Origin of the sequence: Stenotrophomonas maltophilia, from assembly GCF_001274595.1 — a bacterium.
Classification (GTDB): Bacteria; Pseudomonadota; Gammaproteobacteria; order Xanthomonadales; family Xanthomonadaceae; genus Stenotrophomonas; species Stenotrophomonas forensis.
The window spans coordinates 226062-238147 of record NZ_CP011010.1; the positions used below are offsets into that span (position 1 = coordinate 226062).

Consider the following 12086-nt stretch of genomic DNA (forward strand, 5'->3'; position numbering starts at 1 on the left):
CAGCGGCCGGCTCTACCCCATTCAATGCCCAGCCCCGATAATCCCGTGGTGAGCACCGAACCTGACACCCTCGCTGCGGTCGAGACCGACACCGCACCCCTGCAGCTGCTGCACCTGGATGAGCGCCTGGCCGTGGTCAACAAGCCGGCCGGGCTGATGGTCCACGACAGCAAGCTGGCCCGTGGCGAAGACGATTTCCTGGCCGACCGCCTGCGCGAGCAGCTGGGCCGCCCGATCTTCCTGGTCCATCGCCTGGACCGGGCGACCAGTGGCTGCCTGCTGCTGGCCTTCGACCGCGATACCGCCAGCGCGCTGGGCAAGGCGCTGATGGGCGGCGAAGTGCTGAAGGACTACCTGACCGTGTGCCGGGGCTGGCCGGCCGAGCTCTCCTGGCAGGTCGACCATGATCTGGATGGCGGCCCGGGCAAGCCGGTGAAGAAGCCGGCGATCACCGATTTCCAGCGCCTGGCCACCGGCGAGCTGTCGGTGCCGATCGGCGAGTTCAGCAGTTCGCGTTATGCGTTGCTGCGCTGCCAGCCGCAGACCGGGCGCTTCCGGCAGATCCGTCGCCACCTCAAGCACCTGTCGCACCACATGATCGGCGACACCAGCCACGGTGATGGCCGCCACAACCGCATCTTCCGCATGCAGGGCGTGCACCGCATGCTGCTGCACGCCGAGCGCCTGCGGTTCCCGCATCCCGACGGTGGCGTTGTGGATGTACGCGCGCCGCTGGACGCTGGGTTCCAGAAGGCGCTGGACCTGTTCGGCTGGCAGGTGGATAGCGCTTGACGGCAGTGCCGGCCGCTGGCCGGCAGCTACGCGATTCCAGATGTACTGGGGGAGCCGGCCAGCGGCCGGCCCTACCTCACTTCTTTTCCGGTTCGTTGACGATCGCTTCCAGGTCCTTCTGCAGGTCCGCGAACAGCGGCTGCATGCGCGCCTGGATGGCCACCATCACGTTCTGCATCAGCGCCGGGGTCTTGTCCAGCAGGCTCTGGCCGGCCGCGCTCTCGTAGAACTCGGCCATCGCCAGCACGTCTTCCTTGCTGAAGGTCTTCTTGTAGAGGTCCACGTACATCGGCCGCAGCTGCTGCCATGACAGGGCCTGGCGCAGGGTCTGGCTGGTCCGCGCCTGGATCCGCTTCAGCTGCTCCTGCTGCTGGGCGTTGAGCTGGCGCTGCGCGGCCACCTGCTGGAACTGCTGCTGCTGCATCGCTTCGATCTGCGGCAGCATGGTGTCGATCATGCTCTGCGCGCGCGAGGCCGAGAGCAGGCGGTTGATGTCGCCATCGGTCGGCGGCGCGGCCAGGGCCGGCACACTGGCCACGGCCAGCGCCAGCAGCAGGGCGGCGCGACGCAGCAGGGACGGCAGGGCGGGTGCGGTGCGGGTCATGCGGGCTTCCTGCGGTACATGGGACGGCCAGCATACCCGCAGCCAAGGCGAAGGCGGCGTGTTCGGTACCTGATCGGCGGCATACGGTGCGCGATGCCGCACTGCGGGACGTGGCTGCCGCTACAATGCGCGGATGGGCAGTGGACCGGTCACCATCAGCGCGCAGCTTGAAATCCCCGACGGCGAGATCGTCGAGCGGTTCGTGCGTGCCAGTGGCGCCGGTGGGCAGAACGTCAACAAGGTCTCCACCGCGGTGGAACTGCGTTTCGACGTGGCCAACTCGCCCTCGTTGCCCGAGCCGTTGCGCACCCGCCTGCTGGCGCGGCGTGACCGGCGCATGACCGGCGAAGGCGTGCTGGTCATCGATGCGCAACGGTTCCGGACCCAGGATCGCAATCGCGAGGATGCGCGCGATCGGCTGGCGGCCTTCATCCAGGCCGGGCTGAGCGTGCCCAAACCGCGCAAGGCCACCAAGCCGACCCTCGGGTCGAAACTGCGTCGTCTGGACGCCAAACGCGGGCGCGCGCAGATCAAGCGCGGGCGCTCATCACGTGACTGGGAGTGATTGCTTGAACAACCCGACTCCGTTGCTGCCGGCCGTTCCGCCGCAGATGCCGCAGGTCAAACCCAACGCCTTCCTGCGCTGGCTGGCGCGCTGCACCCTGCGCATGGGCGGCTGGAAGGTGACCGGCACCCTGCCCGACATCCCCCGGCTGGTGTTCATCATCGCGCCGCATTCGTCCAACTGGGACGGACTGTGGGGCATGGCGGCCAAGATCGCGCTGGGCATGAAGGTGAAGGTGCTGGGCAAGGCCTCGCTGTTCTGGTGGCCGCTGGGCCCGCTGCTGCACAAGCTGGGCGTGATTCCGCTCGACCGCAGCTCGCCGCAGGGCACCGTCGGCCAGGCGGTGGACCTGCTGCGCAACAACGAGAAGATGTGGTTCGCGATCACCCCCGAGGGCACCCGCAAGGCGGTGAAGGACTGGAAGGCCGGTTTCCTGAAGATCGCGCGGATGGCCGACGTGCCGATCCTGGCCGCGTACTTCCACTACCCGGAAAAGACCATCGGCATCGGGCCGCTGTTCACGCCCAGCGGTGATGACGCGGCCGACATGGCCGCCATCCGCGAGTTCTACCGGCCCTGGATCGGCAAGACCCGCGGCACGGTCTGAGCCGGCCGGCAGGCCCCGCATAGACGCCACGTCCGGCACATGCCGGGCGAGCGCGACAGGAGTAGGGTGGAGGGCTGGTATTCCATACCGTCTGCCCAAGGAGCGTTTTACATGTCGCGTACCGTAGTCCTGGCCGCCGCCATCAGCCTGGCGCTGGCGGCCTGTTCCGGCAAGGAGTCCACCCCCGTGTCCGAAGCCCAGAAGACCCCGGCCCAGCAGCCGGCCGAAGCCTCCACCAACCCGCTGCTGAGTGCCAGCACGCTGCCGTTCCAGGCGCCGCAGTTCGACAAGATCAAGGACAGCGACTACCTGCCGGCCTTCGAGGAAGGCATGCGCCAGCACCTGGCCGACGTGCGCAAGATCGCCGACAGCAGCGAACCGGCCACCTTCGACAACACCATCGTGGCGATGGAGCGCAGCGGCGAGACCCTGACCCGCGTGTCGCGCATCTTCTTCGGCCTGGTCCAGGCCGATACCAACGACGCGCGCCAGAAGATCCAGGAAGAAGTGGCGCCGAAGCTGGCCGCGCACCAGGACGAGATCAACCTCGATCCGAAGCTGTTCGCGCGCGTGAAGTCGATCTATGACCAGCGCGACACGCTGGAGCTGGACCCGGTGCAGAAGCGCCTGGTCGAGCACTACTACGACGGCCTGGTACGTGCCGGTGCGCAGCTGTCCGACGCCGACAAGGCATCGCTGCGCAAGCTCAACGTGGAAGAGACCACCCTCTCCACCCAGTTCCACACCCGCCTGGTGGCCGCCACCGCCGCCGCCGCCGTGGTCGTCGACGACAAGGCCAAGCTGGCCGGGCTGGACGAGGACGCGATCAACAACGCGGCCGCCGCCGCCAAGGACCGCAAGCTGGACGGCAAGTTCGTGCTGCCGCTGCAGAACACCACCCAGCAGCCGGTGCTCGGCTCGCTCAGCGACGGCGACCAGCGCGCGGCCGTGCTGAAGGCTTCGGAAACCCGTGCCGAGCGCGGTGATGCCAACGACACCCGGCAGACCGTGCAGCGCCTGGCCCAGCTGCGTGCGCAGAAGGCCAAGCTGCTCGGCTTCGATACCTTCGCCGACTACCAGCTGGGCGACCAGATGGCCAAGACCCCGGCCGCCGCGCTGAAGCTGCTGACCGACACCGTGCCGGCCGCCACCGCCAAGGCCCGCGCCGAAGCCGGCGAGATCCAGAAGGTGATCGACGCGCAGAAGGGCGGCTTCCAGGTCGCTGCATCGGACTGGGACTTCTACGCCGAGCAGGTGCGCAAGGCCAAGTACGATCTGGACGAGTCGCAGATCAAGCCGTACTTCGAACTGGACAACGTGCTGCAGAACGGCGTCTTCTACGCCGCCACCCAGCTGTACGGCATCACCTTCAAGCCGCGTACCGACATTCCGACCTACAACCCGGACATGAAGGTGTACGAAGTGTTCGACAAGGACGGCACCTCGCTGGCCCTGTTCTACACCGACTACTTCAAGCGTGACAGCAAGTCCGGCGGCGCCTGGATGGACGTGTTCGTCGAACAGGACGGCCTGACCGGTGCCAAGCCGGTGGTCTACAACGTCTGCAACTTCACCAAGCCGGCCGCCGGCCAGCCTGCGCTGATCAGCTTCGACGACGTCACCACCATGTTCCATGAGTTCGGCCATGCACTGCACGGCATGTTCTCGAACGTGAAGTACCCGTCGATCGCCGGCACCGCCACCTCGCGTGACTTCGTCGAGTTCCCGTCGCAGTTCAACGAGCACTGGGCGCTGGACCCGAAGGTGTTCGCCAACTACGCCAAGCACTACAAGACCGGCGAGGCGATGCCGCAGGAACTGGTCGACAAGATCCTCAAGGCACGCAGCTTCAACCAGGGCTACGCGACCACCGAGTACCTGTCGGCTGCGTTGCTTGACCTGGCCTGGCACACGCAGAAGGCCGACGCGCCGCTGCAGGATGTCGGTGCCTTTGAAGCCAGCGCGCTGAAGAAGTTCAAGGTCGACCTGCCGCAGGTGCCGCCGCGCTACCGCACCACCTACTTCGACCACATCTGGGGCGGTGGCTACTCGGCCGGTTACTACGCCTACTTCTGGGCCGAAGTGCTCGACCATGACGCCTACCAGTGGTTCACCGAGCACGGTGGCCTGACCGCCGCCAACGGCCAGGAGTTCCGCGACAAGATCCTCTCGCGTGGCAACAGCGTGGAGCTGTCGACCCTGTACCGCGATTTCCGCGGCAAGGACCCGTCGGTGGAGCCGCTGCTGAAGTTCCGCGGGCTGAAATAAGAAAGCGAAAACGGCGGGGGAAACCCCGCCGTTTTTCGTTGTGTAGCGTCGAGCCATGCTCGACGTTCTTCTGTAGAGCCGAGCCATGCTCGGCTGCCTTTCGATGAAAAGCCAGTCGAGCATGGCTCGACTCTACACAAGCGGGTTACGTGCCTACGTGCACGCGGTTCGCCTGCTCGGCCAATCCCAGGTGATCCAGCGCGATGTCCAGCGCCAGCACATAGCTCTGCGCGCCATACCCCGCGGCGATGCCCAGGCGCTGGCCAACCCCGGCCGGCAGGCACGGTTCGGCCACCGCGCCGTCGTCATGCACTTCCACGTAGGCATTGTGCAGGTACGGCAGCAGCCGCTGCAGGCGCAGGCTGTTGGCACACGCACCCGGATCGAGCAGGGTCACCTCGCCACGGCTGTGGTCGGCCACGCGCAGCGCGTCCAGCAGTTCCTGCTCCGAACCACACGCGCGGATCGCCACGCTGGTGCCGGCGTCGATCGCGCGATGCACCAGCGACTTCAGGACCGGCGCCGGCAGCGGCATCGCGGTACGGATCAGCGCACCGGCCGCTTCCGGGCCACGGATGATGAAGATCGACATGGCTCAGCCCTCCTGCGCCAGGCGGCGGCCAACGATGGCCAGCGACAACGGGTAACCGGCCTGCTGGCTGCGCTGGTCGACCACCACCGCAGCCGGACCGTGCTGCAGGCGCAGGCGTGCATCCAGGCCCGGCTCGCTGCGGGCCTGCAGCTCGATGTACTGCGCCGGCAGCCGTTCCAGTGCCGCCTGCAGCGCGCCACCTTCGGCCTGCCACTGCGCCTCGTCGGCGGTGCCGACATCCAGCAGCACCCAGTCGGCCGAGCGCGCCTGCGGCTGGCACAGGCACTGGCGCACTTCTGACAGGCTGGCGCAGTCGCTGCACAGCACGCGATGGCCGCTCAACTGCGCCGGCAGCTGCGGGCGCGGCGCCGACGGAGATGCGTGGCGGATCACCAGGAGGGTCATACAACACCTTGCGGAATGCGCCCTGTGGCGCGGTGGGCACACGATGCGCGCGCTGGCCGTAAAGGTGCGATGCCCGCCGCCGGGCCGGGGCGTAAAACCTGCGTAACCCATGTCCCGCGCTGCCGGGAACCTGCGACGCCTGCGTGTGGTCTGATACCGCTACCGACCACCCGGAGCCTGCCATGGATGCTGTTGCCCGCCCTCCCTTTTCCGAACGCGCGCTTACCTGGCTGAAGAAGGAAGCATTGCCGCTGCTGGTGATGCTCGGCCTGCTGGCCGCCGCCCGCGATACCCTGGCCAACCACTACGTGGTGCCCAGTGGCTCGATGCAGCCAACCCTGCAGCCTGGCGACCGGGTGGTGGTGGACATGCGCGCCTATGGCCTGCGCCTGCCGTTCACTGGCAAGGAACTGATGGCGACCGGCAGCCCGCAGCGTGGCGAAGTGGCGGTGTTCGACTCGCCGGCCGATGGCACCCGCCTGATCAAGCGCGTGGCGGCGGTAGCCGGCGACCACGTGCAGCTGCATGAAGGCCATCTGAGCATCAACGGCCAGCCGCTGCAGATCGCCGATGTGCAGGACGTGGAAGCCTTCGGCCAGCGCCGCGCCCGCCTCGATCTGGACATGGGCGGCGGCCCGGACATCGCCGATCTGGTGGTGCCGGCCGGCAAGGTGCTGGTGCTGGGTGACCACCGCGGCAACAGCTTTGACGGCCGCTTCTTCGGCTTCGTCGACGCCGACAAACTGTATGGCCGCGCCGTGGCGGTGTACTACCGCCGCGGCGACGGGTTCGAATGGCAGCGACTGTAAGCTGAATTGATACTTCCTGTGTATCAATCATGACCTATCAGGTTATGGATCGACTGAATCAACGGGCCTAGTCTGGGGCCCGTTCCCTCCCACGCCCGGCCGTCCCCACCGGCCCATCGATCCCATGACTGGCGAAACCGCGGCGGCCGTCGAACGCCGCCCCCACACTGTCGACCCTGCTGCCGAGACCCGCATCCAGCAGGGTACCCCCGCCTTCCGGCGTACCGCGCTGGCGCTGTTCCTGGCTGGCTTCTCCACCTTCGGCCTGCTGTATACGGTGCAGCCGCTGCTGCCCGAGTTCAGCCGTCATTTCGGCGTCTCCGCTGCCGGCAGCGCGATGTCGCTGTCGCTGACCACCGGCACGCTGGCGGTGGCGATGCTGCTGGCCGGGCTGCTGTCCGATGCGATCGGCCGCCGCCCGTTGATGATCGCCGCGCTGCTCGCGTCGGCCATCCTGTCGCTGTGCACCGCACTGGTGGACGACTGGACCACGCTGCTGGTGCTGCGCACCCTGCTCGGCCTGGCGCTGAGCGGCGTACCGGCGGTGGCGATGACCTACCTGGTGGAGGAAATGGACAGCCGCGCACTGGGCCTGGCGATGGGCCTGTACATCGGCGGCAACGCCATCGGTGGCATGAGCGGCCGCCTGCTGGCCGGCATCATCGCCGACCACTGGGGCTGGCGCTGGGGCATCGGCGTGGTCTCGATCATTGCCATCGCCAGCACCGTGCTGCTGTGGCTGCAGCTGCCGCCGTCGCGGCATTTCCAGGCCCGTCGCGGCGGCCTGCGCCAGTTGCCGTCGCGCTGGCGCGCGCTGTTCGGCGACCCGGGCCTGCCGTGGCTGTTCGCCACCTCGTTCGTGTTGATGGGTGTGTTCGTCACCCTCTACAACTACCTGGGCTACCACCTGCTGGCACCGCCGTACCACCTCAGCCAGACCGTGGTCGGGCTGATCTTCAGTGTGTATCTGGTCGGCACCTTCAGTTCGGCGTGGATGGGCCAGCAGGCCACGCGCTACGGGCGCGGCCGCATCCTGTCGATCTCGTTCGCACTGATCGGCGCCGGCATCGCACTGCTGGCGATGCCGTGGCTGAGCACGATGGCTCTGGGCATCGCACTGGTCACGTTCGGCTTCTTCGGTGGCCACTCGGTGGCCAGCAGCTGGGTTGGCAGCCGCGCCGGCACGATGCGCGCCGAAGCCTCGGCGCTGTACCTGTTTGCCTACTACCTTGGCTCGAGCGTGCTGGGTGGCGTGGGCGGCCTGGCCTACACGGCCTGGGACTGGCGGGGGGTGTGCGCCTTCGCTGCCGTGCTGACCCTGATCGGCGGCGGTATCGTCTGGGCGCTGCAGCAGCGTGCTCCGCAGCCGGTGACGGCGTGATCCAACGCGCGTTTCACTTGGGCGCGGCGCTGCTCTGGTAGATGCCGACCTTGGTCGGCGCTCTGGCAGGGCGGCCAACCAAGGTTGGCATCTACCAAGGCTGCATGGTCGACCGCATCACCCCTCCGCAAACGCCTCGCGCAGCAGCGTGGCGAAGTTGCGGATCAGCGGCGTCACCCCTTCGCGGCGCCATGCCAGCTGCACTTCCGAATGCGCACCGGCATCGGCCAGCGCCACGAAGCGCGCGCCTTCCACGCGGATGTGATCGCACGACGACGGCAGGATCGCCGCGCCCAGCCCGGCGGCGGCCAGGCTGATCAGCGTCGAGGCTTCACCCGCCTCCTGCACGATGCGCGGCGTGAAGCCCGCCGCCGCGCAGAGCGCAATCATGTGGTCGTGGATACCTGCACCGGCACTGCGCCGGAACGCCACGAACGGCTCCTGTGCGAAGTCGCGCAGCGACAGCGTGCCCTGCTTCGAGAGCCGGCGCAGGGCCGGGTGGCCGGCATGCACGATCAACGCCAGCGGATCGACGAACAGGCTGTGCGCCACCAGCTCGGGTGGCAACGTGCGCTTGCGGATGATGCCCACGTCCAGGCTGCCATCGAGCAGCGCATCGATCTGCTGCAGGGTGTTCATCTCGCTCAGCTGCAACCGCACCTGCGGATACTGCTGCCGGTAGTGCAGGATCGAACGCGGAATCTGCGGTGACAGCGGCGTGGCCCGGGTCAGCCCGATATGCAGCTCGCCCTGCTCGCCGCGCTGCGCGCGCTGCACCTCGTCCACCGCCGCTTCCACCTGCTGCACGATCGCGCGTGCCCGTTCCTGCAGCAACTGCCCGGCGGGCGTCAGCTGCACGCGGCGATGGCTGCGCACGAACAGGCGCGCTCCGATCAGTTCCTCCAGCTGGCGGATCTGCTGGCTGAGCGGCGGCTGCGACATGCCCAACCGCTCCGCCGCCTGGCCGAAGTGCAGCGTATCGGCAACGGCGAGGAAGTAGCGCAGGTGGCGCAGTTCGATGGACATGGGCCCAGTGTATTCATCGTCAGCCAGAAATGGGGTCAGAGCCCGTTGCGCAGCAACGGGATCCGACCCCGTGCCGACCAACGGTCGGCACCCACCGGCAGATTGCGGCCAACTGTCAGAGGTGGGGCGGTGTGGGTGGGCAGGACCGTTGGCGCCATGGATGGCGCCATCGAGCCCCCAGGGATGGGTTTACGGCGTGTCCTGCCTACCCACACCGCACCGCCATCTACGGATAGCCCGCTTTTGACGTTGCCCTGGCTTGAAGCAGGTGCAGGGCGGCAGCCCTGCAAACCAGAACACCCCTCACCGCTCGGAATGCCCGCTCTGGTCGTAATCGCGCGGACTGAACAACTCCGGCTGGATCATCTCGATGAACGCCCGCGCCTGCGCCGACAACGCCTTGCCGCGGCGCACGATCACCCCGTAGCTGCGCTCCGGGAACCAGCGCTTCATCGACCGCGCCGCCAGCCGCTCGTGGTCGGCTTCGTTCAGGCACAGCGCCGGCACGATGGAAATGCCCATGCCCATCGCCACGTACTGCTTGATCACCTCCCAGCCACCGACCTCCAGCGCCACGGTGTAGGCGATGCGGTGGCGCTGGAACACCTGGTCGACCAGGCGGTAGGTGATCTGCCGCTTCGGCGGCAGCACCAGCGGATGGCGCGCGATGTCGGCCAGCTCCAGCTCGCCGCCACTGGCCAGCGGATGGTCGTGCGGCGCGATCAGCACCTGTTCGAAGCGGTAAGCCGGGGCATAGCTGAGGTCGGCCGGCACATCGGTCATCGAACCGATCGCCAGGTCGGCCGCATCCTCGCGCAGCAGGTCGGTGCCATCGGCACTGATCGCGTTGTGCAGGGTCAGGCGCACGTCCGGATGATGCATCCGGAAGCGCTCGACGATCTTCGGCAGCAGGTACAGGATGGTCGAACTGTTGGCGGCAATGTTCAGCTCGCCCGCGTCCAGCCCGCGCACCTTGTCGCGGAAGCGTGCCTCCAGCCCGTCCAGGTTCTCCACCAGTGGCTGCGCCATTTCATACAGCAGCTGGCCCTCGCGGCTGGGTACCAGGCGGCGCCCGCTGCGCTCGAACAGCGGCACCCCCAGCTCCCGTTCCAAGGCCTGCAGCTGCAGGCTGATCGCCGGCTGGCTGACGAAAAGTGCCTCAGCCGCCCGTGAGACCGAGCCCAGGCGCACCGTCTGGCAGAACGCGCGCAGCGGTTTCAACCGGTCGGATTTGTAGGAAAAACGCGGACTTGGCGGGGATCGTGTGGTCATCGCGTCACAAGTATTAGCACAGTTTATGTAGAACATTGCAAAAACTGTTTTGCCAAATACTCAGCCCCGGCGGCACCGTGGAGACGTTCCCCCACTGCTGGAGTCGCCTCATGTCCGCCGTCGCTTCCGCTGTTCCCACCCCCGCTGCCAAGGCCACCCCCGGCATCGCCCTGGCGACCCGCGTGGCCGGCCAGGACACCGTGCTGCCGGCGCCGCTGCTGGCCCTGCTGGTGTCGCTGCACCGCGCGGTGGAACCAGGCCGGCAGGCACGGCTGCAGGCGCGCCGCGAACGCCAGGCGTTCTTCGACCAGGGCGGCCTGCCGGATTTCCGCGAAGACACCGCCGCGATCCGCAGCGGCGACTGGACCGTCGCCCCGCTGCCGGCCGCGCTGCAGGACCGCCGCGTCGAGATCACCGGCCCAACCGATCCGAAGATGGTCATCAACGCACTGAACTCCGGCGCCAAGGTGTTCATGGCCGACTTCGAGGATTCGACCTCGCCGACCTGGCGCAACCTGCTGGCCGGGCAGCAGTCGCTGGCCGCCGCCGTGCGTGGTGACCTGGAATACACCGCACCCAATGGAAAGCACTACCACCTGCGCCCGTACGACGAGCAGGCGGTGCTGATCGTTCGCCCGCGTGGCTGGCACCTGGACGAGAAGCACGTGCGCATCGATGGCCAGTTCATCGCCGGCGGCCTGTTCGATGCGGCGGTGTTCGCTTTCCACAACGCCCGCGCCCTGCAGGCCAAGGACCGCGGCCCGTACTTCTACCTGCCCAAGCTGCAGAGCATGGAAGAAGCGGCGCTGTGGGAGACCGCGCTGTCGCACATCGAAGGCATGCTCGGCCTGCCGCACGGCCAGATCAAGGTGACCGTGCTGATCGAAACGCTGCCGGCGGTGTTCGAGATGGACGAGATCCTGCACGCGCTGCGCGACCGCATCGTCGGCCTGAACTGCGGGCGCTGGGACTACATCTTCTCCTACCTGAAGACCTTCCGCCGCCACGCCGACCGCGTGCTGCCCGAGCGCGGCCAGGTGACCATGACCCAGCCGTTCCTGAAGGCGTATTCGGAACTGCTGATCCAGACCTGCCACCGCCGCGGTGCGCATGCGATGGGCGGCATGGCCGCGCAGATCCCGATCAACAACGATGCGGCCGCCAACGAACAGGCGATGGCCCGCGTGCGCGCCGACAAGCTGCGCGAAGTGACCGCCGGCCACGACGGTACCTGGGTCGCGCATCCGGCGCTGATTGCGGTGGCGATGGCGATCTTCGACGAGCACATGCCTACCCCGAACCAGCACAGCGTGCTGCGGCAGGATGTGCGTGTCGGCCGCGACGAACTGATCGCGCGGCCGCCGGGCACCATCACCCGCGCCGGCTTCGAAGGCAACGTGGAAGTCTGCGTGCGCTACCTGGCCGCATGGCTGGATGGCAACGGCTGCGTGCCGATCCATCACCTGATGGAGGACGCAGCCACCGCCGAGATCAGTCGCAGCCAGCTGTGGCAATGGCTGCACACGCCGGGCCAGCAACTGGACGACGGCACCGCGATCGACCTGGCCCTGCTCGATGCCACGCTGGCGCAGCTGCCGGCGCGGCTGGGCGATACCACCGCGCTGCCCGGCGGCGCGCGCATCACCGAAGCCATCACCCTGCTGGCCGAACTGAGCCGCAGTACCGAACTGACCGATTTCCTGACCCTGCCGGCCTACGCACGCATCGACTGATCGAGCGCCCGCGTTCCACCGACGTTTCCCTC

General features: G+C 67.7%; 12 protein-coding genes. 7 read left to right on the forward strand and 5 right to left on the reverse strand.

Going from position 1 to position 12086, the window contains the following annotated elements:
- Positions 1 to 24 precede the first annotated feature (24 nt).
- Positions 25 to 792 carry a pseudouridine synthase gene (locus VN11_RS01005; protein ID WP_428992458.1) on the forward strand — a complete coding sequence of 256 codons (768 nt, stop codon included), beginning with the start codon at positions 25 to 27 and terminating at the stop codon, positions 790 to 792.
- Positions 793 to 868: 76 nt separating this feature from the next.
- Here VN11_RS01005 and VN11_RS01010 read toward each other — a convergent pair whose 3' ends face one another.
- Entirely contained in the window at positions 869 to 1396 is a 528-nt protein-coding gene (locus tag VN11_RS01010) for a DUF2059 domain-containing protein (RefSeq protein ID WP_010487093.1), read from the reverse strand.
- A 133-nt stretch (positions 1397 to 1529) separates the two neighbouring features.
- Here VN11_RS01010 and arfB point away from each other — a divergent pair, with 133 nt between their 5' ends.
- The 3 genes from arfB to dcp all read left to right on the forward strand — a co-directional run bounded on the left by arfB (position 1530) and on the right by dcp (position 4836).
- The gene (gene arfB / locus VN11_RS01015) at positions 1530 to 1961 is read left to right on the forward strand and encodes an alternative ribosome rescue aminoacyl-tRNA hydrolase ArfB (RefSeq protein ID WP_004153612.1); all 432 of its coding nucleotides are present in this window, start codon (positions 1530 to 1532) and stop codon (positions 1959 to 1961) included.
- A 4-nt stretch (positions 1962 to 1965) separates the two neighbouring features.
- Positions 1966 to 2568 carry a lysophospholipid acyltransferase family protein gene (locus tag VN11_RS01020; protein WP_008266991.1) on the forward strand — a complete coding sequence of 201 codons (603 nt, stop codon included), beginning with the start codon at positions 1966 to 1968 and terminating at the stop codon, positions 2566 to 2568.
- Between the two features lie 111 nt (positions 2569 to 2679).
- Positions 2680 to 4836, forward strand: a complete 2157-nt coding sequence (gene dcp / locus VN11_RS01025) for a peptidyl-dipeptidase Dcp (protein WP_053448490.1) — start codon at positions 2680 to 2682, stop codon at positions 4834 to 4836.
- 145 nt (positions 4837 to 4981) lie between these two features.
- Here the strand turns inward: dcp and VN11_RS01030 are convergent, their stop codons facing one another.
- Both VN11_RS01030 and VN11_RS01035 read right to left on the reverse strand, forming a co-directional pair.
- A complete protein-coding gene (locus tag VN11_RS01030; protein WP_004153636.1) occupies positions 4982 to 5428 on the reverse strand; it encodes a 3-dehydroquinate dehydratase in 447 nt (148 codons plus the stop codon).
- 3 nt (positions 5429 to 5431) lie between these two features.
- The gene (locus tag VN11_RS01035) at positions 5432 to 5833 is read right to left on the reverse strand and encodes a hypothetical protein (protein ID WP_008267294.1); all 402 of its coding nucleotides are present in this window, start codon (positions 5831 to 5833) and stop codon (positions 5432 to 5434) included.
- Positions 5834 to 6015: 182 nt separating this feature from the next.
- On the opposite strand from VN11_RS01035, the gene lepB reads away from it, so the two are divergent.
- Positions 6016 to 6642, forward strand: a complete 627-nt coding sequence (gene lepB / locus VN11_RS01040; RefSeq protein ID WP_053448491.1) for a signal peptidase I — start codon at positions 6016 to 6018, stop codon at positions 6640 to 6642.
- Between the two features lie 124 nt (positions 6643 to 6766).
- Positions 6767 to 8023 carry an MFS transporter gene (locus VN11_RS01045; RefSeq protein WP_053448492.1) on the forward strand — a complete coding sequence of 419 codons (1257 nt, stop codon included), beginning with the start codon at positions 6767 to 6769 and terminating at the stop codon, positions 8021 to 8023.
- A gap of 117 nt (positions 8024 to 8140) precedes the next feature.
- On the opposite strand, the gene VN11_RS01050 is transcribed toward VN11_RS01045, so the two are convergent.
- Both VN11_RS01050 and VN11_RS01055 read right to left on the reverse strand, forming a co-directional pair.
- The gene (locus tag VN11_RS01050) at positions 8141 to 9049 is read right to left on the reverse strand and encodes a LysR family transcriptional regulator (RefSeq protein ID WP_053448493.1); all 909 of its coding nucleotides are present in this window, start codon (positions 9047 to 9049) and stop codon (positions 8141 to 8143) included.
- A gap of 303 nt (positions 9050 to 9352) precedes the next feature.
- Positions 9353 to 10321 (reverse strand): LysR family transcriptional regulator, encoded by a 969-nt coding sequence (locus VN11_RS01055; protein WP_053448494.1) that lies wholly within the window; start codon positions 10319 to 10321, stop codon positions 9353 to 9355.
- Between the two features lie 110 nt (positions 10322 to 10431).
- On the opposite strand from VN11_RS01055, the gene aceB reads away from it, so the two are divergent.
- Complete coding sequence (aceB, locus tag VN11_RS01060) at positions 10432 to 12054, forward strand: malate synthase A (RefSeq protein WP_053448495.1); 1623 nt, start codon at positions 10432 to 10434, stop codon at positions 12052 to 12054.
- Positions 12055 to 12086: the final 32 nt, after the last annotated feature.

Coding starts and splice junctions, on each gene's coding strand:
- VN11_RS01005 (WP_428992458.1), top strand. CDS start 25: ATGCCCAGCCCCGATAATCCCGTGGTGAGCACCGAACCTGACACCCTC.
- VN11_RS01010 (WP_010487093.1), bottom strand. CDS start 1,396: ATGACCCGCACCGCACCCGCCCTGCCGTCCCTGCTGCGTCGCGCCGCC.
- arfB (WP_004153612.1), top strand. CDS start 1,530: ATGGGCAGTGGACCGGTCACCATCAGCGCGCAGCTTGAAATCCCCGAC.
- dcp (WP_053448490.1), top strand. CDS start 2,680: ATGTCGCGTACCGTAGTCCTGGCCGCCGCCATCAGCCTGGCGCTGGCG.
- VN11_RS01030 (WP_004153636.1), bottom strand. CDS start 5,428: ATGTCGATCTTCATCATCCGTGGCCCGGAAGCGGCCGGTGCGCTGATC.
- VN11_RS01035 (WP_008267294.1), bottom strand. CDS start 5,833: ATGACCCTCCTGGTGATCCGCCACGCATCTCCGTCGGCGCCGCGCCCG.
- lepB (WP_053448491.1), top strand. CDS start 6,016: ATGGATGCTGTTGCCCGCCCTCCCTTTTCCGAACGCGCGCTTACCTGG.
- VN11_RS01045 (WP_053448492.1), top strand. CDS start 6,767: ATGACTGGCGAAACCGCGGCGGCCGTCGAACGCCGCCCCCACACTGTC.
- VN11_RS01050 (WP_053448493.1), bottom strand. CDS start 9,049: ATGTCCATCGAACTGCGCCACCTGCGCTACTTCCTCGCCGTTGCCGAT.
- VN11_RS01055 (WP_053448494.1), bottom strand. CDS start 10,321: ATGACCACACGATCCCCGCCAAGTCCGCGTTTTTCCTACAAATCCGAC.
- aceB (WP_053448495.1), top strand. CDS start 10,432: ATGTCCGCCGTCGCTTCCGCTGTTCCCACCCCCGCTGCCAAGGCCACC.